This window comes from Sphingomonas mucosissima (genome assembly GCF_002197665.1).
Lineage (GTDB): Bacteria > Pseudomonadota > Alphaproteobacteria > Sphingomonadales > Sphingomonadaceae > Sphingomonas > Sphingomonas mucosissima.
Genome location: NZ_NBBJ01000006.1, coordinates 165045 through 184597 on the forward strand (window position 1 = coordinate 165045; position 19553 = coordinate 184597).

Genomic DNA, 19553 nt, shown 5'->3' on the forward strand with positions numbered 1-19553 from the left:
GACTGAGACATCCCGCCCGCAGCCCTTCCCCCTGATGGGGAGGGGAGGAGTGTTTTGAACATGCGCTACCTGCCGCTTACTGACCACGATCGCCGCGACATGCTCGCGGTCATCGGCGCGGGCTCGATCGACGACCTGTTCGTCGACGTGCCCGAAGCCGCTCGCCTGTCCGGCCCGATCGCGAACCTGCCCGCCCATGCCAGCGAGCTGGCGGTCGAACGCCACATGACGAAGCTGGCGCGGCAGAGTCTGTCCGCAGGCGAGGCGCCGTTCTTCCTCGGCTGCGGCGCATACCGTCATCATGTCCCCGCCAGCGTCGATCACCTGATCCAGCGCGGCGAGTTCCTGACCGCCTACACGCCCTACCAGCCGGAAATCGCGCAGGGCACGCTGCAGATGCTGTTCGAGTTCCAGACGCAGGTCGCGCGCCTGCTCGGGACCGACGTGGCGAACGCGTCGATGTACGATGGCTCCACCGCGTGCTGGGAAGCGATCGGCATGGCGCGGCGCATCACCAAGCGCGCCAAGGCGATCCTGTCGGGCGGTCTCCACCCGCATTACGTCTCCGTCGCCAAGACGATGGCCAAATACACCGGCGACTCGCTGGAAACCTCTATCCCTGCGCTGGCCGCAGAGACGGACGTCGACGCGCTGATCGCCAGCATCGATGACGACACCAGCTGCGTCGTCGTGCAATATCCCGACATCCTCGGCCGCATCACCGATCTTCAGCCGCTGGCGGACGCGTGCCACGCGAAGAAGGCGCTGCTGATCGCCGTCGTGACCGAGCCGGTGGCGCTTGGCGCAATCAAGTCTCCGGGCGAGATGGACGCCGACATCGTGGTCGGCGAGGGCCAGTCGATCGGCGTTGGGCTGCAGTTCGGCGGGCCGTACGTGGGCCTGTTCGGCTGCAAGGACAAATATGTCCGCCAGATGCCCGGCCGCCTTTGCGGCGAGACGGTGGACGCCGACGGCCGCCGCGGGTTCGTGCTGACGCTCTCCACGCGCGAGCAGCATATTCGCCGGGAGAAGGCGACCAGCAACATCTGCACCAACTCCGGCCTTTGCGCGCTGGCCTTCTCGATCCACATGACGCTGCTGGGCGAGGCTGGCCTGCGGGCGCTCGCGGCCACGAATCACGCCGGCGCGGTCGCCGCCGCCGATCGGCTCGCCAAGGTGCCCGGCGTCACTCTCGTCAACGACACCTTCTTCAATGAATTCACGCTCGATCTCGGGCATGAGGCGCGCCCGATCGTTCGTGCGCTGGCGGAGCAGCACATCCTCGCCGGCGTGTCGCTTGGTCGCCTCTATCCCGGTGAAGCCGCGCTGCAGAACGGCCTCGTTGTCGCAGTAACGGAGACGACGACGCCGGAGGACGTGGAAGCGCTCGCCAACGCGCTCGAAGGCGCGCTGGCGTGACCGGCATCGCGAAGAAGACGGAGCTTGTGCCTACTTCGTCATGCCGGGCTCGTCCCGGCATCCAGCCCTCCTCCGTTCCAACGGTTGCGGAGTACGCGGCGCGCTGGACCCCGGGACAAGCCCCGGGTGACGAAGTGGCAGTTCGGCCACTTCAAATGTTGGAAAAGTCATGGTTTCCTTCTGCCATGATCCCGCGCGCTCCCGTCCCGTGCCGCTCCACCGCCAGCGCCCACTCGCGCCTTTGGAGAAAAACGCGCGATCGTCTCAACTTCCTCAACATTCGTTTTTTGCAATCGTCGTCGGCGCGCTGCGCTGCGACGCTGAAAGGGCAATGATCCCATGGCCTTGAACCAGAGCGGCTGGCGTCCGACGAGCCCCGAGCAGGGCTCGGCAACTTCGGCAACCTTCACCGGCAACAAGGCGCTGATGCTGGAAGAGGCGCTGATCTTCGAGATCGGCTCCACCGACACCAGCGGCGTCGAGGTGGCCGAACCGGTCAGCACCGCCAGCCGCCTCGGCAATCTCGCGCGCACCGCGCCGATCGGCCTGCCGGGTCTCAGCGAGCCGGAGACGGTCCGCCACTACACCCGCCTCAGCCGGCAGAATTATGCCATCGACCTCGGCCTGTTCCCGCTCGGCTCGTGCACGATGAAGCACAACCCGCGCCTGAACGAGAAGATGGCGCGGCTGCCAGGCTTTGCGGACGTTCACCCGCTCCAGCCCGTCGATACCGTCCAGGGCGCGCTTGGCATCATGAACGAACTCGCGATGTGGCTGATCGAGCTCACCGGCATGCACGGTGTCGCGATGAGCCCCAAGGCCGGCGCACATGGTGAGCTGTGCGGCATGCTGTGCATCAAGGCGGCGCTGGAGAAGCGCGGCGAGGGGCATCGCAAGGTCGTGCTGGTGCCCGAAAGTGCCCATGGCACGAACCCGGCGACGGCGGCATTCGCCGGCTTCACTGTCGAGGATATCCCGGCGACCGCGGAAGGCCGCGTCGATACGGATGCGCTGAAGGCGCGGCTCGGGCCGGATGTGGCGGCGGTGATGATCACCAACCCCAATACCTGCGGGCTGTTCGAGCGCGATTTGAAGGCGATCTCGGACGCGGTCCACGCGGCAGGCGGCTATGTCTATTGCGACGGCGCGAACTTCAACGCCATCGTCGGCCGGGTCCGCCCCGGCGACCTCGGCGTCGATGCGATGCACATCAACCTGCACAAGACCTTCTCCACCCCGCACGGCGGCGGGGGCCCCGGTTCGGGCCCGACCGTTTTGTCGGAAGCGCTCAGCCCGTTCGCACCGCTGCCCTACACCGCGCGGACTAAGGACGGTCACATCCACCTCATCGAGGAGGAGCGCGCGGACGAGTTCTCGGCCGAGCATTTCGGCGGCAAGCTGGATAGCTTTGGCCGCATGACGGCCTTCCACGGCCAGATGGGCATGTTCACCCGCGCGCTGACCTACATCCTCAGCCACGGCGCCGATGGCCTGCGCCAGGTCGCCGAGGATGCGGTGCTCAACGCGAACTACGTCCTGCGCTCGCTGGAAGACACGCTCGACGCGCCGTTCGCCTTCTCCGGCCCGTGCATGCACGAGGCGATCTTCTCTGACGAAGGCTTCCCTGAAGGCTTCTCGACGATCGACGTCGCCAAGGCGCTGATCGACGAGGGCTTCCACCCGATGACCATGTATTTTCCGCTGGTTGTTCACGGTGCGATGCTGGTCGAGCCGACGGAGACGGAGTCAAAGGCCGCGCTGGATCAGTTCATCGGCGCGCTGCGCTCGGTGGCGGAGCGCGCCAAGGCGGGTGATCAGAGCCTTAAGACCGCGCCGCATTTCGCGCCGCGCAGCCGCCTCGACGAGACGCTCGCCGCGCGCAAACCGAAGCTCGTGTGGAAGGAGCCGGTCGTCACCAGCGAGGCCGCGGAATAGAATCGGCGGGCGGCTGGCTTGGGCGGGCCGCCCGTATTCGTTGGCCTTGAAGCAGCCACAGGGCCAAGCCACGTGGCAGCGATCACAGCCGTTAGCGCGGCGCTCAAGACTCCCGCGGCGGCGGCTGACCGACGATTAGCGCCATCGTCGCCAAGATGGAGTAGCGGCAAGCACCGCCTGCTTCAGGCGATCCTCTCCACCGAGACTTCGTGCGCTGGTCGCCCCGTCTGCGCGAACGAGGTGATGTTACCGATGGTCGTTTCCGCAATCGCGGTCAGCGCCTCGGCCGTAAAGAAGGCCTGGTGGCCGGTGATGAGCACGTTGGGAAAGGTGAGGAGCCTCGCGAACACGTCGTCGCGGATCATGTGATCCGACAGATCTTCGAAAAACAGGTCGCCTTCCTCCTCATAGACGTCGAGCCCGAGATGCCCGATCTGCCCCGACTTCAGGCCGCGGATCACCGCACGCGTGTCCACCACGGCGCCGCGGCTCGTGTTGATCAGCATAACCCCCGGCTTCATGGTCGATATCGCCGCCTCATCGATCAGATGGTGGGTAGCGGGATTGAGCGGGCAGTGAAGGCTGACAATGTCGCTTTCGGCCAACAGGGTGGCGAGCGCCACGTACTCGCCGCCTAGCGCGATGAAGTCGTCGCACCTCTGCGGATCACTCCCAAGAACCCGGCAGCCGAAGCCGCGCAGGATGCGGGCAGTTTCGACCCCGATCGTGCCCGTGCCGACAATCCCGGCCGTTCGCCCGCGCAGATCAAAGCCGAGCAGACCTTCCAGGGCGAAGTTTCCCTCGCGGACACGGGCGTAGGCCCGGTGAATGTTGCGATTCAGCGCCAGGATCAGCGCGATCGTGTGTTCCGCGACTGCGTACGGCGAGTAGGCGGGGACTCGCGCCACCGCGATGTCGAACTCGCGCGCGGCTGGCAGATCGACATTGTTAAATCCGGCGCTGCGCAGCGCCACCAGCCGACATCCACCTTCCTTGAGCCGGCTGAGCGTCTCGCGATCAATGGTATCATTCACGAAGGCGCACACGGCAACCGTGCCTTTCGCCAAAGCGGATGTCTGCGCGGAGAGGCGGGCCTCAATAAAATGGAGCTCGTGGCCGGCGTTTGCATTGGCCGCTTCAAGGAAGCGGCGGTCATAGCTTTTCGTGCTGAACACGGCGACCTTCATAACCGACTCAACTCTCCTTAGCTGTCAACGCTCGACCATGAAGGCGCGCAAAGGCGCGCCGGCATTCGCCATTACGCTGCTAACTCCGCCCGGCCGCGTCGCTACGAGAGGCGAGATTCGCAACTAGTTTGCGCGCGATCGTGCGGAGTGTCTCGCCCTCTTCTTGCGTCAGGGCGGGGTTCGCGACCATCTTTTCAGGTACGCGAAGCGCCGCCGTGCGAAGCGCGTCGCCTTCCTTGGTCAATGTAATCAGGACCCGGCGCTCATCTTCTATGTCGCGGCGGCGTGCCACCAGTCCGTTCGTTTCCATCCGCTTGAGCAAGGGCGTCAGCGTGCCACTGTCGAGGTGAAGGCGCCTTCCGATCTGGCTCACGCTTTGCCCGTCGGTTTCCCAGAGAACGAGCATGACGAGGTACTGGGGGTAGGTCAGGCCGAGATCGTCCAACGCAGGCCGATATAGGCGGGTCAACAAGTTCGACGCGGCGTACAAGGGAAAGCAAAGCTGCCACTCCAGTCTTAGCGCTTCCGCTGCAAGGTCATGGTGACCGCTCGGATCACTTGGCGTCAGGTCGCCTTCAGCACGCCGCCCATTCTCCTCCACGCTAGCAACCTTTCCACATCCGCTCGCCGCCGCCGCCCCTTCTGGACCGAAAAGGGCGATTATGCATGCGCTTGTGCTGGATAGCACATATCGCCGCCCGTCAATTTGCAGATTGTGAACTGTTTAGTCAGCCACCTCGGCGGGATTCCGGCTGCATCGAGGCGCACGATAGGCGCCATGGAGGTTCAGACGATCATTGCTGAGCGGCGTCTGCAGGGGACGCGCCGTCGAGGATCCTGCGTGCGCAGCCCTGCACATATTCCCCGATCAAGCGGAACGAGGCAGCCATTGGCGATTGCTTGCGCCACGCCATGGCGATGGAGCGGTGTCGATGCCAGTCCCGGACAGTCAGCGTCTTTACGCCGATTGTTCCGCCCACGTCCGACATGAGGTACAAGCTTGGAAGCACACTCAGGCCAAGGCCGCTCGCGACCATTTGATGTAGGCTGTTGAGGCTGGTGCCATAATAGTCCGGAGCAACCGCCATTCGGTATGCATCGGCGATCTCGATTGTCTGGCGCGCGATGTGGTGCCGGGGATCGAGCGTCAGAATGGGGTGGCCGGCCAGCGCGCCTGGCGAGATTGGTTCGTCAGCCGCGAGAGGGTGATCGTGCGGCCCGACCAAGTGGAGCGGTTCCCGAAACAGGGGCTCGATCGTCAGATCATCGCCGGACATCGGCATGGGGCCGAGGACGACATCGATATTGCCGCGGGACAGCTCGCGGACCTGATCGTCGGGGATGCCTTCGCGAACGTGAAGCCGCAGACCGGGCGCGACACGATGCAACTCGGCGATGATCGGTGACAGGAGATAAGGGCCGAGGGTGGGGGTCGTGCCAAGCTTCAACGTGCCGGTGAGATTGTCCGACGCGCTCGCCGCAAGCGTCATGATGTCTCGGGCGTCGCTGAGCATCCGGCGCGCGGTTGCCACAATCCTGCGGCCAACTGGGGTAAGCACCGCGCCGGTTGCGCCACGATCGAGGAGTTTCACGCCGAGGCGATCCTCCAAGGCGCGTACCTGCTGGCTGAGCGTTGGTTGAGACACATTCGTGACCCGCGCCGCTTCCACGAAGGACTGCGTATCGGCAATCGTCACCAAATATTCGAGCTGTCGCAATGTCGGCACGAGCGGATATAGTCACAACCTATAGTTTGGAGGCAAATATTCCGATTGGGCGACGCTGCAACCGCTTCCTAACTGCGCGGCTGCGGGAAACCCTCGGGTCGGCATGGAGCATCGATGCGCATCGTACGGACAGGCGCCTCTGCGCCTCTGCTGCATTCTCATGAATGCTCCACCTCTCGGCTGAGGGCTAGCGCGGCCGCACGGAGCGGAGGCGGAGAATTGCAGTCGCGATCGAGTTAGCGCTGGTTGGCAAGTAGCCTGGCTCGATCCGGACGACCCGGCGAATTGGAAGGAAACCGCGGTCAGCTGGCGGTCTGAAGTCGAAGGACATCACCATCGAAGCCCCATGAAGGGGTTGAGAGAGCTTCTTCACCTTAGGTAATGGCTCTAAGCGGACGAAAAGGGAGTGATTTGTGGCTGCGGAGCGATTGGGTTTTCGGCAGGCAGCCGCGTGGCTAGCGCAGATCGTAGGCCCGGATGCCGCTTACGTGCGGCTGGGCATTGTCTACACCGCAGCGATCAGCCTGCTTTCACTGGCGACGCCAATCTCGGTGCAGCTGCTGATCAACAGCGTGGCGAACACGGCACTTCCGGCGCCCCTATGGGCGCTGTCCGGCGTGCTGCTGCTGCTACTGCTTGTGGTGGCCGGGCTTAGCGCGTTTCGGGTCTGGGTGATGGCGGCGTTCGAGCGGCGCGTGTTCGCGCGCGTTGTTGCGGAAGTGACCGTTCGCGCCGTTCATGCGCAGAACCCGTTCTTTGCAGACGCCAACCGCGGTGAACTGTTCAACCGCTTCTTCGATATGGTGGTGGTGCAAAAGGCCGTGCCGAGCCTGGTCATCGGCGGCTTCACCATCGTGCTGCAAGCCGTCGTCGGGCTTACGATCACCAGCTTCTACCATCCGTTCTTCCTCGCGTTCAACGTTGTGCTGGTGCTGGCGATGCTGCTGGTTTGGCAGGTGTGGCGCCGCGGAGCGATCACGGGCGCCGTTGCGCTCAGCCACGCCAAGCACTCGGCGGCCCGATGGCTGGAAAGCGTTGGGGGCTCCAACGGCTTCTACAAGTCGGCGCGCCATCTCGGCTTTGCGATGGACCGGTCGGAGGTGATGACTGCCTCTTACGTCGGCGCGCACCGACGCTACTTTCGCTACCACTTCGCGCAAACGGTCGCGTTTCTGCTGATCTATGCCTTCGCCGGTGCTGCGCTGCTGCTTCTAGGCGGCACGCTGATCCTGCGGGGGCAATTGTCGCTCGGTCAGCTCGTCGCGGCCGAGCTGATCCTGTCTGGCGTGTTCTACGGGATCTCACAGCTTGGCTGGTACCTCGACACCTTCTACGATCTCGTGGCGAGCTCGGAGGAACTGTCGCTGCTGTTTGCCATTCCCCAGGAACCGCTGGTCCAGGGGGGCGGCGGGCCACGGGACGGTGCGGTGAGGCTCACCGATGTAGCATTCGATGGCGCTCAATTCGCGTTTTCCATCGCCGCTGGGGAACAACTGGTCACATGGGCTGATCCAGGGGTCGAGCACCGCTTGGCTTTGCTGCTAAAGCGGCACGCGCACCCAGAGCGCGGGCTGATCCACATCGGTGGCACGGATTTGGGCGCCCTTGATATGTACCATCTGCGCTCGGACGTGACCGTTCTGGACAGGTCGACGATCGTGGAAGTGACGATCCGCGAATACCTGCAGCTTGCGTCAAACGACAATGCCGTTGCTGCAATGGAAGCGCTGGCGGCTGTAGGGCTGGAGCGGCGGATCGCAAGTTTGCCACAGGGCTTGGATACGCTGCTCGCCTCGTCCGGCTATCCGCTTAGCGTCGGGGAAGCCATGGCGCTCAAGCTTGCCAATGCGTTGCTGCTCCGTCCGAAGCTTCTGATCCTCGGCCAGCTTTATGATCTCCTGCCGCCCGCGCGGCTGGCGGCATCGCTTCGTCTGTTGAAAGCGCATGGCACTACGGTGTTGGTGTGCACCGGACGCCCAAAAGATCTGCAACTGGACGGCTATCTGTACCTTGGAATGAACGAACAGCGTCGCTGCGAGAGCCCTGCCGATCTCCATTTCACCGCCTCGCAGGAGGGCGACCATGCCGCATAGGCCTGAGCATCTCGCGCATTTCCATACCCTGGGAGCGATGCGACCGCCGCGGGTCGGTATTGCCCTGGCATGGCTGGTTGCCCTGGGAATCGTCGCCGCCGTCTTCATCCTCTTCTTCGTGCCGTGGCTTCAGACCGCACAAGGGCGCGGACAGGTCGTCGCTCTCGATCCGGCGGACCGCGCACAGGAAGTCACGGCGCTCGTGCCGGGGCGGGTCGAGCGCTGGTATGTTCAGGACGGTCAGCACGTCGAGCGGGGCGACCCGATTGCGCGCGTGATCGACGTTGATCCCAATTTCCTGTCCCGCCTCGCCGCAGAGCGCGCTCAGGTGCAGGCAGAAATCGCTGCAGTAAGGCAGGCACAATCGGTGGCCGGGATCGATGTGGGCCGCACACGGCAATTGCTTGCTGAAGGGCTCGCGGCACGCCGCGACTACGAGCAGGCGCAGATCAAGGTGGCAGAAGCGGATGCGAAACTGGCGGAGTCGCGCGCCAAGCTCAACCGGATCGACGTTCAGCTTAATCGCCAATCGGCGCAGCTGGTCCGCGCGCCTCGCGACGGACGTATTCAGAACCTGAACGCAGCTGCCGGTGGTGCCCTCGTATCTGCCGGCACGGTCTTGGCGTTGGTCGCGCCTGAGCGGGTCGAGCGCGCCGTGGAGTTGCTGATGGACGGCCGGGATGTGCCGCTGCTGCGGCCAGGGCGGCCGGTGCGGCTGGAATTTGAAGGCTGGCCCGCCATTCAGTTCAGCGGCTGGCCGTCGGTCGCCTACGGCTTCTTTGACGGACGGGTACGGGCGATTGATGCGACGGCCAATGCACAAGGTCTGTTCCGCATCCTTGTCGAGCCTGCGCCGGGCAAGCCGGCATGGCCTGACCGCCGTTTTGTTCGGCTTGGCGGCAAGGTTCAGGGGTGGGTGCAGGGCGAAACGGTGTTGGTCGGTTACGAGTTATGGCGGCAATTGAACGACTTCCCGCTCGATTTCGGTCAAACCGCGACAGACAAGGGCGAGATCAAGGAAGACGATGCCAAGGTCGCGGCGAAGGCAGGAAAGCCGAAATGATCCGACTGCTGCTATTGCTGCCGCTCCTCGCCGCAGCGCCGGCATTCGGCGCCCCGCTTCAGGGAGAGGTGCAAGCGAACGCGCCAGCGCCCGCGCAAGCGCCTCTTACGCTTGACGAGGTGCTGCGCGCTTCTGCCCGGGCCGCCCCCCAGATTGTGGAAGCACTGGCAAGGGAACGTGCTGCGGAGGGCCGGGCGCTTAGTGCTGCCGGTGCGTTCGACACCGTGTTCGAGGTTGACGGGCGCTCGCGTGCGCTTGGTTATTACGATGGCTCTGTCGTGTCCGCGCGGGCAACCCGACCGCTCACCGACAATGGTGGTTATCTCTACGGCGGCTACCGCGTCAGCCGGGGTAATTTCCCGATCTACGAGGATGAAAGCTACACCAATCGGCTCGGCGAGCTGAAGGTAGGCGCACTCTACTCGCTGCTCCGCGACCGACTGGTAGACGAGCGCCGTACCCGGCGTACGCTCGCCGCAGGCGACATCGACATTGCACGGTTCGAGCGGGAGGCGGTTACGATCGGCGTGCAGCGGCGCGCTATCGATGCGTATCAAAACTGGGTCGTCACGGGCTTGCGCCTTGCCGCCTATCGCGACTTGCTGAACTTGTCGGAGAGCCGCCGCGGCGCGATTGCACGCCAGGTTCAGCTAGGTGCTCGGCCTGAAATCCTGCTGGCCGAGAATGACCAAAATCTGGTCCGCCGACGCGCGCTGGTCGTACGAGCGGAGGGCGACTTCCAGGCTGCTGCAAACGCGCTGTCGCTGTACTATCGCGACGAAGCAGGACAGCCGGTGCTGGTCGGCGCTGAGCGTCTTCCCACCGATAGCTCGGCGCTAAGCGGGGTCGCGGCTGCCGCCCGCGCGAACTTCGCGCAGCGCCGCCCGGACTTACAGGTCTTGCTAGCGCGCATCGAGCAGGGCAGCGCGCGACTGGCGCTTGCCGAGAACGATCTGCGGCCGCGGCTCGACCTACGCGGCGAGGTAGGGAAAGACGTTGGTGACGAAGGCCTGGGCGGCCGCTCGCGGACACCTCTCGAGGGCGTCGTCGGCTTTCGCTTGTCTGTGCCGCTGGAAAACCGGGCCGCGCGCGGTCGGATCGCGGAAGCGCGAGCAGAGATCGACGCGCTTGAGGCGCGCAGCCGCTTCTTGCGCGACCAGATCACGACAGAAGTTCAAGGCATCAACATCGGCGTGGGCGCGGCCGAGCGCCTCGCGGAGATCGCCGAACAGGAACGCTTGCTCGCAGAGCGCTTGGCGGTGGCTGAACGGCGTCGCTTTGAACTGGGCTCCAGTGATTTCTTCCTTGTCAATCAGCGGGAGGAAACCGCCAACGACGCGAGGGTTAGGCTGATTGATGCGCAGGCCCGTATTGCCGCAGCCCGCGCCGAATTGGCCGCGGCAACGGCCGATCGAGAGGCGCTGGGTCTTCAGCCGTAGGCGTGACGGCGGATCACCCGCGGACATGGCGCGCGCAGGTTGGCTGACCGGTTCATGGACCGGTAACATCGGTCCTGCTAGGCGCTGTCCTTGCGTAAAGGTCGATTAGCGTGCGCTGGATAGTTTCGAAATTGCCTGATCGCGATAGCCTGCTGGCAAACCGCTGGCTGCGGCCCTTTGCGCATCGGCTCAGCCATCCGCTGCTGTGGCATCTGAACCGCCGCTCGGCGGCGCGGGGCCTGGCGCTTGGCCTTTTCGCGGGTTTGATCCTGCCGTTCGGACAGATCGTTTTGGCGGCTCTTCTTGCGTTTTCAGCGCGAGCCAACATCATCGTCGCAGCAAGCGCGACGTTTGTGACCAACCCATTGACCTTTCCACCCATTTACTTCGCTGCTTATTGGTTGGGACGCAACGTGACTGGCGCGGCTTCTACCGATTCTGGGCATGCTCACGCCCGGTCGGCAGTTACCTGGCTGCTTGATGTTGCGGCGCCCACGGTCACCGGTCTCGTGCTACTCGCACTCGCTACATCCACCCTGGGCTATGCCCTGGTGCACATTTGCTGGCGATGGCGGGTCTCCCGGCGCTGGAGCCGTCGGTTGAACTCACGTCGGCTCGCGACGGAGTCCGTCGATATCGCCTCGCTGAATTAGGCGCAGGTTGTCGCGAAGACGACGGGGAAGCCAGTAAACAGCAGCGAAGCCAAGCCTGTCAGCGCAAGAATCCGGGCCAGCCAGTCCAATAGCGTGCCGTTCTGCTGGCGGCGCCATATTGCCCAGCTTGCCCAGGCCAGGATCGTCAGGAAGAGCAGCCAGGCCCCGATGATGAGCTCGCGGCCGTTGTAGGGAAGGGGGCCGACCAGCGGGGCCAGGCGCGGGGAGCAAACGAGACCTTGAAGGCCGTAAAGCACTGAAAAGGCGACCGCCCAGCCGATCAGCCCCGTCATGGCGCGCGCAAACGCGATCATCGCAGCAATGCCGGAAGTTGTGAGCTCAGGGCAACGATGACGCCGGTAGCGGCGGCATAGTCGCTCCAGAGCAACGCGATGCGCACCTCACCGCGCCGTGCGGCCGAGAGGAAGCCGGCACGTCGGCGGGCCCTTACGAAGAACAGCATGAGGAGCGCAACGGCGGCGTGGAAAAGGCCGTAGCCGTTGAGCACGCCGATCAGCGCGGCGGCGGCGTGACCAGTCGGCACGGGTGCCATCCATTGGCTGGCGGCGAGGGTCAACACGAGCAGCAAATGGCCCCAAATGGCCTGTTCAACGACCGCGCCGGCCTGTCTCGGGAGAAAAACGGCCGCGGACGCAGCGGCGCCGGCCAGCAGGATGACCAGCCACGATCCATCGAAGATGGCGGGCGGCGGCCACCCCGGTGCAACCGTCAGCAGGAAGGCCTGCCCGAACAAAAGCGAGCCGAACAAGGTCGAGTCCGCCAGCAGCAGGAACACGCTGCCGAGCCAACCTGGTGGGTCGTCCACTTCGGCGTGCGTCGGCGCGTGCTCGCCGCGGCCGATCGGCAATGCCCCGAGATCCTTTTGGCGGCCAAGCGCCCAGGCCCAGCGCCACCCAAGCGCCGCGACGCCGGCCAGAGCAAACGGGGCGACCCAGTAGATCTTGAGCAGCAGCGCCACGAAGAAGCAGCCGGTGACGACCGCTGTCACGATCGGGAGGCGCGTGTTGCCGGGGAGCACGATGATATGCTGGATACGGCCCTTGAGGTCCACCGACAGCGTTTCGCGCCAGCTGTGCCGCGGGGTTCCCAGATACCCCTCGCCGCGGGCGAGTGCGTTGGCGAGATCGGGCTCGTCATAGGCCGGCTCGCGCGAGCGGACATGCGGGAGGCTGGCGATGTTGTAGCTGGCCGGCGGCGTCATCATCGCCCATTCCAACGTGCCTGCCTGCCACGGATTACGCGGAGAACGGCGCGAGAGGAAAAGCTGCAAGGCCATGTCGATGGCGAACAGCGCGAAGCCGATCGCCATCACGAAGCCGCCTACCGAGGAGATGAGGTTGATCCAGGTCCAGCCGGCGGCTTCCGGATAGCTTTCGACGCGGCGCGGCTGCCCGAGCAGGCCGGCGAGGTGCATCAGGAAGAACGTCGCGTGGAAGCCGATGAAGATCAGCCAGAAGGCAAGCTCACCCAGGCGGAAGGTGCGCTGCCGTCCGGTGAAGTGCGGGAGCCAGTAATACGCCCCCGCCAGCATCGGAAAGACGAAGCCGCCCACGAGCACATAGTGGAGATGCGCCGTGACAAAGGCGGTGTCGTGCACCTGCCAATCGAACGGGACCACTGCCACCATCACGCCGGTCAGGCCGCCCATGACGAAGGTGACGAAGAAGCCGACCAGGTACAGCATCGGCAGCTTCATCTGGGGTCGACCGGCCCACAAGGTGCCGAGCCAGGCAAAGATCTGCACCCCAGTCGGCACGGCCACCAGCGTCGAGGCCGCCGAGAAAAAGGCCAGCGCCATGTGCGGGATGCCCACGGTGAACATGTGGTGCACCCATAGGCCAAAGCTGAGGAACGCGAGGCTCAGCACTGCGGCGACGATGATGCGGTAGCCCAGGATCGGAGTGCGGGCCATCACCGGCAGCACCGTCGATACCACGCCGGCCGCCGGCAGGAAGATGATGTACACTTCCGGGTGGCCGAAGAGCCAGAACAGGTGCTGCCACAACAGCGAATCGCCGCCGCGGGTTACGTCAAAGAACGGCCAGTCGAACGCGCGCTCGATCTCCAGGAGGATCGATCCCAGGATCAGCGGCGGGAAGCCGAGCAGCATCATCAATGCGGTGGCGAGCAGATACCAAGCGAAAAGCGGCAGTTGATCCAGCGACATGCTCGGCGCCCGCACCCGCAGGATCGACACGGTGATATCAACGGCCGCCGCGATCGCGGAAATCTCGACAAAGGTGATGCCGAGCAGCCAGAAATCCGAATTGATGCCTGGCGAATAGGGCCGGGAGGACAGCGGCGTGTACATGAACCAGCCGCTGTCGGGCGCGACGCCCAGCAGCATCGACAGGATCAGCAGCGATGCGCCGAACAGGTAGCACCACCAACCGTACGCGGAGAGCCGGGGAAAGGCGAGGTCGCGCGCGCCCAACAGCTTGGGCAGCATGTAGATCGCCAGCCCCTCGAACATCGGGATGGCGAACAGGAACATCATGATGCTGCCGTGCATCGTGAAAAGCTGGTTGTAGATTTCCGGCCCGACAAAGGCGCTGCGCGGTGTGGCCAATTGCGCGCGGATCAGCATGGCGAGAACGCCGCCGATGGCGAAGAAGACGAACGCCGCGATGATCAGGCGACGGCCGATATCGCTATGATTGACCGAGCTGATCGTGCCGCGCCATCCCGCCGGCGCGCGCCAGATGGCCTCGAATTCGCGATGGAGACGAAGCGCCTTCACTGCGCACCTCCCGAGTTGAAGGCCCGCCATTGCGGCGGCGCGTGCGCAACGACGCGAAAGCCGTGCCGGGCATGGCCCGTGCCGCAATATTCGGCGCAGATCCCGAGATAGGTGCCCGGCGCCGATGCCTCGATCGTCAGCCGGTTCACGTGACCCGGCACCGCATCCATCTTTCCACCAAGACGTGGCACCCAGAAGCTGTGGATCACGTCCGTCGTGGTGATGGCAACGGTCACCGGCTCTCCTGCGGGGATATGTAAAATGCCGTCGGTCGGTGCGGCGCCGGTGGGGTAGGAGAAGCGCCAACGATATTGGCTCGCCTCTGCCGTGACCTCCAAGGCATCGGTGCGCGCGGGGATCGAGCGCTCGCCCAAGACGATGCCGGCGACGAGCAGCGCGGTCAGAACCGTCAGCGGAAACACGATGCCGCCACCGATGAGCCACAGGCGCTCGGAGCTTTGACGGGGCGGGCGGAAGGAAAGCGCGAGCAGCCCCAGCACGAGAGCCAGGATCGCGGCTGCCCCTGCCAGCATGATCCACCAGAGCTGCGCAATCGCGGCGGCCGAGGGGCCAGCGGGGTCGAGCGTCGACATCGGGCCGCTGCAGCCGGCGGCGGTGAGTGCCATGACCAGCGCCGCAGGGGGTGTCAGTGCCGCGGTGTAGTGACTAGAGTGGGGCACATGGCCGACAAAGACACGACGTCCGAAGCGCAGCTGGTGGATCCGATCAGCGCCAATCCGCACTTTCACCGGTCTGAATCGAAGATCGCCATTGCCGGGCACCCGATCCACGCGATGCTGGTCGCCTTTCCGATCGCGATGAGCGTGTGCACCTTGGGCGCCGACATATTCTACTGGTGGACGGGCGATGCGTTCTGGGCGCGTGCCGCGCTTTGGGCGATCGGCATGGCATTCCTGATGGGCGTGCTGGCCGGCATTTCCGGCACCGTGGAACTGCTGCTGGTGCCCGGCATCCGGGCGCGCTCCGCCAGTTGGACGCATTTCATCATCGCGGTGATGCTGCTGTCGCTGCTGGGGGCGAATTGGGGATACCGCCTCGGCGGATATGAGCAGGCGGTGCTGCCGCTCGGCATTCTCATGTCGCTGCTGGGCGTCGGCTTCACGGGTTTCACCGGCTGGCACGGGGGAAAGCTGGTCTTCGACTATCAATTGGGGACCTCGTCCAGCGGCAAATGACGGCCGATCGGCTGGTGCAGCAGCTCGGGCAGGTGCTGCGCATCCAACGGCGGCTTCATCAGCACGAGTGACAGGATACCGAGGATCAGCACGCCCAGCGCGATCATGATCGGCCAGGCGGGCGGGGCGGGCTGCTCGCCCGCCTCTTCGCCCATCTTCAACACGACATGGCCGACATAGGCGTGAAGCGCGACGAGCAGCGCGACCAGCGCCAGCTTGGCGAACAGCCACGGCACGAACATTCCGCGAAGAAAGATCAGCGGCGTTCCCGCAGCAATCGCGATGACCGCCGCCGGCGTGACGAGACGCGTGTAGCTGTAATGGGTGAACTTGCGGATGCGGGCGTAGCGGAACTGATGCTCACCCTCCTCATGCCGGGCGAGCATCAGCGGGAGCGATAGCAACCCCGCCATCCACAGGAGCAGCGCAATGATATGCAGCGCCTTCAGGATGGTGATCGTCATGCCAGCGACAGATCCCGGCGCCAGGCGCGGCGCGCTACCAGGGCGCCCGCCAGGAAATAGGGCAGCATGGCCGGCACCCACATGATGAGGCCGGCGAGTTGCTGATCCTCCTGCGGCGAAAAGCCGAACGGCGCGGTGGTGCCGAAATGCGCGGCATAGAAGGGTGCGGGCGCAAAGGTGAGGATAGCGCCGAGCAAGCCCATCTGCGCCATGGCGGCGAGGATCGTGAGCAGCGCGGTCACCGGCTCGGCCGATGGGCGCAGGACCCGGTGCCAAAACCAGATGGCGCTGCCGAGCAGGCTTGCCTGCATCGCCCAATATACGCTGTCGCTCGACAGCGCCGATGCATAAGCAGGCGGCCAGTGCCAGAACCACAGAATTGCCGCGGCGGCGAGCAGCGCGGGGAGCGGCGAGCCCGCCGGGTGTTTCTCTGCGCGGAAAGCGGCGGCGAGCAGCGGCGCGGCGGTCAATATGAGCAGGATGTGGTGCACCGTTCGTGCGGCGAACAACGCGTTGGTGAGCGCGCAGAGCGGTGAGACAAAGGCGGCCAGCAGCACGCCGACCCCTAGCATCGCCGACCGGCGCGCGGGCGGTGCGCCGGCCGTCATGCGCCAGAGGACTATGCCGGCGGCTGCGATGCCGAGGAGCAGGACGGGATCAAGGTTCCAGCGGAGCCACAGGTCGCCGGGCAGCGGCGGCGTCCCACAGTAACTGCTCGGTGGCATCATAGCGGATGGCCCGACAAGGTTGAGGCTGCCTGGATCACCGCGAGATGGGTGAGCCCCTGCGGCAGATTGCCGAGAAAAGCGTCGGTCTCCGGATCGATCATTTCCGCATAGATGCCGGTGCCATGGTCGAGCCGCGCGATCGCCGTGTCGAACTGGCGCCGCGCCTCCTCCTCATGACCAAGCAGTGCCTTTGCCTCGATGATCCAGAATGTGCAGGCGAGGAAGCACGCCTCTTCGCGCGCTACCCCGCTGTAGCGATAGTGGAACGGGCCAGCGCCAAGATCGCGGTCCAGCGCGCGAATGGTCTTTTCCATGCGGCCGTCGGCGCCGAAGCGGAAACGGACGGCGAGCGCGATCGATGCGTCGAGCATGTCACTCCCGGGAAAGGCGAGATACGTTTGCCGCTCTTCCGACCAGCAATGCTCGTCAATCCACGTCGCCACGCGATCGCGTTCGCGTGCCCAGCGATCGCGCCATGTGGCGGGGATGTGCCCGTTGTCGGCCAGTTCGACGGCGCGGGCCAATGCCTGCCAGCAGCTGATCTTTGAATTGGTGTAATGCTGTTCCTCCGGCAGCTCCCAGATGCCGCTGTCCATTTGCCGCCAATGATCCGCGCACCGGGTGGCGAGCTGCGCCAGCATGTCCGCGGACCGGTGATCGAGGATGTTGCCGCACTCGACGAAGCGTTCGGCGGTCTCGAAAATGTCGCCGTAGACAGCATGCTGGTGCTGGCAGGAGGCGACATTGCCGATCCTGACGGGCCGGCTGTTGCGCCAGCCTGGCACATCGATCTCAGTCTCGTCGGGCACGAGATGCCCGTCGAGTTTGTACATCACGTGCGGCCCATGCTCGCACAACCGATGCATCAGCCAGGTGAGCGCCGCCTTGGCCTCCGCTTCCGCGCCGATGCGCAAAAAGGCCTTGATGGTGTAGCCCGCGTCCCTGATCCAGGCGTAGCGATAGTCCCAGTTCTTTGGGCCGCCGACGCCCTCGGGCAGGGACGTCGTCGCTGCGGCCGCGATGGCGCCGGTCGGCGAATAGAGCAGCAGCTTGAGGGCGAGCGCGTTGCGTAAAACAAGGTCGCGATATGGGCCGTCGTGATGCAGGCGCCGCGACCATTCGCGCCATTCCTCGTGCGATACGTCGATGCGCTGATCGATAGCGGCAATGTCGGGGAGCACCAGCGGCTCGTTCTCACCGGCGACGATCGCTAGGGTTTCGCGGGTGCCGGGCTCGACGGTGAAGCTGCCCTCCGTCTCGCCGTCCTCCTCCCGCGTGATCGTGACGCCGGCGCTGCGGCGAAGGCAGCCCGCGAGCGCGCCGGCGTGAAACAGCACGCCATGCGCCGTATGGGTCAGATACGGCGACACCGTTTCGGCCCTTGTCCCGATACGCAGCAGAAAGCGGAAGCGAACAATGCCCCGGCGTCCCTCGACACGCCGCGCGAGTTCGCACCAGGGAAGACGCCCGGCCGTGTTGCTGTTGAGCGATTCCACCAAGGCGGCCTCGCCATCGGCGGCGGTGAAGATGGTCTCGTGGACATTGCTGCCGGGCAGATAGCGCTGCGTGACGGTGAAGGGGCCGTCCGGCGCGATAATGAAGCAGCCGCCCTTTTCCGGGGAGAGCAGCCGATCGAACAGCGGCGGGGAATCGAGGTTCGGTGCGCACCACCAGTCGATCGATCCGTCCGCGCCCGAAAGCGCGACCGAGCGGCCGTCGCCGAGTGCTGCATAATCTTCCAGTGGCAGAAAGCCGTCGGTGCGCTGACCCCTTTGCCGTGCTTCCGTGCGGCTTGCGGTCGGCGCCTCGCCCGCCTTCATGCGCGCCCTCGCACGATGTTGGCGAGCGATCGGGTGCCGAGCAGCGCGAGGATCCCGCCGGCTGTGCCGAGCGTGATCTTCAGTGCCGTGCGATTGCGGCTGGTGACGATGCGGCCCGTCGCGGAGGTGACATCGGCCTGCCACGGCCCGTCAATCTGGGCGGGCGCCGGGACGGGCTCAAACAGGTTGCCGAGACGATCGGGAACCGGTTCACCCATCTGATCCTCCTCGAACCCGCTTGCCATCTGGTCGGCAAGGCCCGGTGCGGCGGCCTGGCCCACACCCATGCCGAAGGTGCGGAGCCCGACCCAAAGCTCACGGGTCGGAGACTCGACAGCGCGAAGCACCGCCTGCGCACAGACGCGCGGATCATAGACCGGGGGCGGGGCGAGCTGCTTTCTGCCGCTGCGATTGCGCGACCAGCTGAATTGCGGCGTGTTGACCGCCGGCAGGTAAATGACGGTCAGTGTGACCTTCGACTCTTCTGCGATCAGCTCCGCGCGCAGGGAGTCGGTAAAGCCGGAAACCGCGAACTTCGCTGCGCAATATGCTGCCTGCATCGGAACGCCGCGGAAGCCCAGGATCGAGGAGATCTGGATGATCGCGCCTCGCCCGCGAGGTTTCATGTGCCGCAGCGCGGCGAGCGTTCCGTGGACCTGCCCAAGATAGGTGGTCGCGGTGACGCGTGCATATTCCTCCGCCGTCACCTCGTCTGCGCGCGCGATGACGGTGGACATCGCGTTATTTACCCAAGCCTCGATCGGACCCAGCTCGCGCTCGATTAGATCGGCGGCGGCATCGACGGCGGCGGCATCGGCCACATCGGCCGGTACGGCAAGCGCGCGCGCGCCGCTTGCGCGAACCAGCGCAGCCGCTTCCTCCAGGCGGGCAGGGTCGCGCGCGATAATCGCCACCGACCAGCCGGCGCGACCCAGCGCCTCAGCCGTTGCGAGCCCGATACCGGCGCTACCGCCGGTTACTACTGCCACCTTCTCTACCATGCGCGCTCCTTGATCCGTGCCTATCCCATGGGGACAATGAACGGTGCGACATTTTGTGTCTTCAAGG

The 19553-nt window shown here is 65.1% G+C and carries 17 protein-coding genes; 7 read left to right on the forward strand and 10 right to left on the reverse strand.

Going from position 1 to position 19553, the window contains the following annotated elements; translation table 11 throughout:
• The first annotated feature begins 60 nt into the window (after positions 1-60).
• Both gcvPA and gcvPB read left to right on the forward strand, forming a co-directional pair.
• The gene (gcvPA, locus tag SPMU_RS15450; protein ID WP_088335047.1) at positions 61-1419 is read left to right on the forward strand and encodes an aminomethyl-transferring glycine dehydrogenase subunit GcvPA; all 1359 of its coding nucleotides are present in this window, start codon (positions 61-63) and stop codon (positions 1417-1419) included.
• A gap of 339 nt (positions 1420-1758) precedes the next feature.
• Positions 1759-3354 carry an aminomethyl-transferring glycine dehydrogenase subunit GcvPB gene (gcvPB, locus tag SPMU_RS15455; protein WP_088335049.1) on the forward strand — a complete coding sequence of 532 codons (1596 nt, stop codon included), beginning with the start codon at positions 1759-1761 and terminating at the stop codon, positions 3352-3354.
• Positions 3355-3536: 182 nt separating this feature from the next.
• On the opposite strand, the gene SPMU_RS15460 is transcribed toward gcvPB, so the two are convergent.
• The 3 genes from SPMU_RS15460 to SPMU_RS15470 form a co-directional block, all read right to left on the reverse strand.
• The gene (locus tag SPMU_RS15460; RefSeq protein WP_088335051.1) at positions 3537-4541 is read right to left on the reverse strand and encodes a 2-hydroxyacid dehydrogenase; all 1005 of its coding nucleotides are present in this window, start codon (positions 4539-4541) and stop codon (positions 3537-3539) included.
• Positions 4542-4620: 79 nt separating this feature from the next.
• Positions 4621-5010 carry a MarR family winged helix-turn-helix transcriptional regulator gene (locus tag SPMU_RS15465; protein ID WP_245833403.1) on the reverse strand — a complete coding sequence of 130 codons (390 nt, stop codon included), beginning with the start codon at positions 5008-5010 and terminating at the stop codon, positions 4621-4623.
• Between the two features lie 325 nt (positions 5011-5335).
• A complete protein-coding gene (locus SPMU_RS15470) occupies positions 5336-6268 on the reverse strand; it encodes a LysR family transcriptional regulator (protein WP_088335053.1) in 933 nt (310 codons plus the stop codon).
• A gap of 413 nt (positions 6269-6681) precedes the next feature.
• Between SPMU_RS15470 and SPMU_RS15475 the strand changes: the two genes are divergently transcribed.
• The 4 genes from SPMU_RS15475 (at position 6682) to SPMU_RS15490 (ending at position 11516) form a co-directional block, all read left to right on the forward strand.
• On the forward strand, positions 6682-8361 hold the full coding sequence (locus SPMU_RS15475; protein ID WP_088335055.1) for an ABC transporter transmembrane domain-containing protein: 1680 nt from the start codon (positions 6682-6684) through the stop codon (positions 8359-8361).
• Positions 8351-9424 carry an efflux RND transporter periplasmic adaptor subunit gene (locus SPMU_RS15480; protein ID WP_088335057.1) on the forward strand — a complete coding sequence of 358 codons (1074 nt, stop codon included), beginning with the start codon at positions 8351-8353 and terminating at the stop codon, positions 9422-9424. Before SPMU_RS15475 ends, SPMU_RS15480 begins: the two co-directional genes overlap by 11 nt.
• Complete coding sequence (locus tag SPMU_RS15485; RefSeq protein ID WP_088335059.1) at positions 9421-10863, forward strand: TolC family protein; 1443 nt, start codon at positions 9421-9423, stop codon at positions 10861-10863. The genes SPMU_RS15480 and SPMU_RS15485 overlap by 4 nt, the downstream gene beginning before the upstream one ends.
• A 110-nt stretch (positions 10864-10973) precedes the next feature.
• Positions 10974-11516 (forward strand): DUF2062 domain-containing protein, encoded by a 543-nt coding sequence (locus tag SPMU_RS15490; RefSeq protein ID WP_088335060.1) that lies wholly within the window; start codon positions 10974-10976, stop codon positions 11514-11516.
• On the opposite strand, the gene SPMU_RS15495 is transcribed toward SPMU_RS15490, so the two are convergent.
• From SPMU_RS15495 to coxB, 3 genes are read right to left on the reverse strand one after another with little or no spacing between them, the layout of a single operon-like run.
• Entirely contained in the window at positions 11513-11830 is a 318-nt protein-coding gene (locus tag SPMU_RS15495; RefSeq protein ID WP_088335062.1) for a hypothetical protein, read from the reverse strand. The two genes, SPMU_RS15490 and SPMU_RS15495, sit on opposite strands and share 4 nt — an antisense overlap.
• On the reverse strand, positions 11827-14277 hold the full coding sequence (ctaD, locus tag SPMU_RS15500; protein ID WP_088335064.1) for a cytochrome c oxidase subunit I: 2451 nt from the start codon (positions 14275-14277) through the stop codon (positions 11827-11829). The genes SPMU_RS15495 and ctaD overlap by 4 nt, the downstream gene beginning before the upstream one ends.
• Positions 14274-14903 carry a cytochrome c oxidase subunit II gene (gene coxB / locus SPMU_RS15505; protein ID WP_140418490.1) on the reverse strand — a complete coding sequence of 210 codons (630 nt, stop codon included), beginning with the start codon at positions 14901-14903 and terminating at the stop codon, positions 14274-14276. Before coxB ends, ctaD begins: the two co-directional genes overlap by 4 nt.
• 54 nt (positions 14904-14957) lie before the next feature.
• Between coxB and SPMU_RS15510 the strand changes: the two genes are divergently transcribed.
• Positions 14958-15473: a DUF2231 domain-containing protein gene (locus tag SPMU_RS15510; RefSeq protein ID WP_088335065.1), complete on the forward strand. Its 516-nt coding sequence runs from the start codon at positions 14958-14960 to the stop codon at positions 15471-15473.
• Here the strand turns inward: SPMU_RS15510 and SPMU_RS15515 are convergent.
• The 4 genes from SPMU_RS15515 to SPMU_RS15530 are packed head-to-tail and all read right to left on the reverse strand — an operon-like array spanning position 15443 to position 19486.
• Positions 15443-15937 (reverse strand): CopD family protein, encoded by a 495-nt coding sequence (locus SPMU_RS15515; RefSeq protein ID WP_088335067.1) that lies wholly within the window; start codon positions 15935-15937, stop codon positions 15443-15445. The genes SPMU_RS15510 and SPMU_RS15515 overlap by 31 nt on opposite strands.
• Complete coding sequence (locus SPMU_RS15520; protein ID WP_245833404.1) at positions 15934-16665, reverse strand: cytochrome c oxidase assembly protein; 732 nt, start codon at positions 16663-16665, stop codon at positions 15934-15936. Before SPMU_RS15520 ends, SPMU_RS15515 begins: the two co-directional genes overlap by 4 nt.
• On the reverse strand, positions 16662-18485 hold the full coding sequence (locus SPMU_RS15525) for a glycoside hydrolase family 15 protein (RefSeq protein WP_088335069.1): 1824 nt from the start codon (positions 18483-18485) through the stop codon (positions 16662-16664). The genes SPMU_RS15520 and SPMU_RS15525 overlap by 4 nt, the downstream gene beginning before the upstream one ends.
• A complete protein-coding gene (locus SPMU_RS15530; RefSeq protein ID WP_088335071.1) occupies positions 18482-19486 on the reverse strand; it encodes an SDR family oxidoreductase in 1005 nt (334 codons plus the stop codon). Before SPMU_RS15530 ends, SPMU_RS15525 begins: the two co-directional genes overlap by 4 nt.
• Positions 19487-19553: the final 67 nt, after the last annotated feature.

Bases quoted from the DNA above. Each gene is read 5' to 3' on its own strand.
- gcvPA (WP_088335047.1), top strand. From the start codon at position 61: ATGCGCTACCTGCCGCTTACTGACCACGATCGCCGCGACATGCTCGCG.
- gcvPB (WP_088335049.1), top strand. From the start codon at position 1,759: ATGGCCTTGAACCAGAGCGGCTGGCGTCCGACGAGCCCCGAGCAGGGC.
- SPMU_RS15460 (WP_088335051.1), bottom strand. From the start codon at position 4,541: ATGAAGGTCGCCGTGTTCAGCACGAAAAGCTATGACCGCCGCTTCCTT.
- SPMU_RS15480 (WP_088335057.1), top strand. From the start codon at position 8,351: ATGCCGCATAGGCCTGAGCATCTCGCGCATTTCCATACCCTGGGAGCG.
- SPMU_RS15485 (WP_088335059.1), top strand. From the start codon at position 9,421: ATGATCCGACTGCTGCTATTGCTGCCGCTCCTCGCCGCAGCGCCGGCA.
- SPMU_RS15495 (WP_088335062.1), bottom strand. From the start codon at position 11,830: ATGATCGCGTTTGCGCGCGCCATGACGGGGCTGATCGGCTGGGCGGTC.
- coxB (WP_140418490.1), bottom strand. From the start codon at position 14,903: ATGGCACTCACCGCCGCCGGCTGCAGCGGCCCGATGTCGACGCTCGAC.
- SPMU_RS15510 (WP_088335065.1), top strand. From the start codon at position 14,958: ATGGCCGACAAAGACACGACGTCCGAAGCGCAGCTGGTGGATCCGATC.
- SPMU_RS15515 (WP_088335067.1), bottom strand. From the start codon at position 15,937: ATGACGATCACCATCCTGAAGGCGCTGCATATCATTGCGCTGCTCCTG.
- SPMU_RS15520 (WP_245833404.1), bottom strand. From the start codon at position 16,665: ATGATGCCACCGAGCAGTTACTGTGGGACGCCGCCGCTGCCCGGCGAC.
- SPMU_RS15525 (WP_088335069.1), bottom strand. From the start codon at position 18,485: ATGAAGGCGGGCGAGGCGCCGACCGCAAGCCGCACGGAAGCACGGCAA.
- SPMU_RS15530 (WP_088335071.1), bottom strand. From the start codon at position 19,486: ATGGTAGAGAAGGTGGCAGTAGTAACCGGCGGTAGCGCCGGTATCGGG.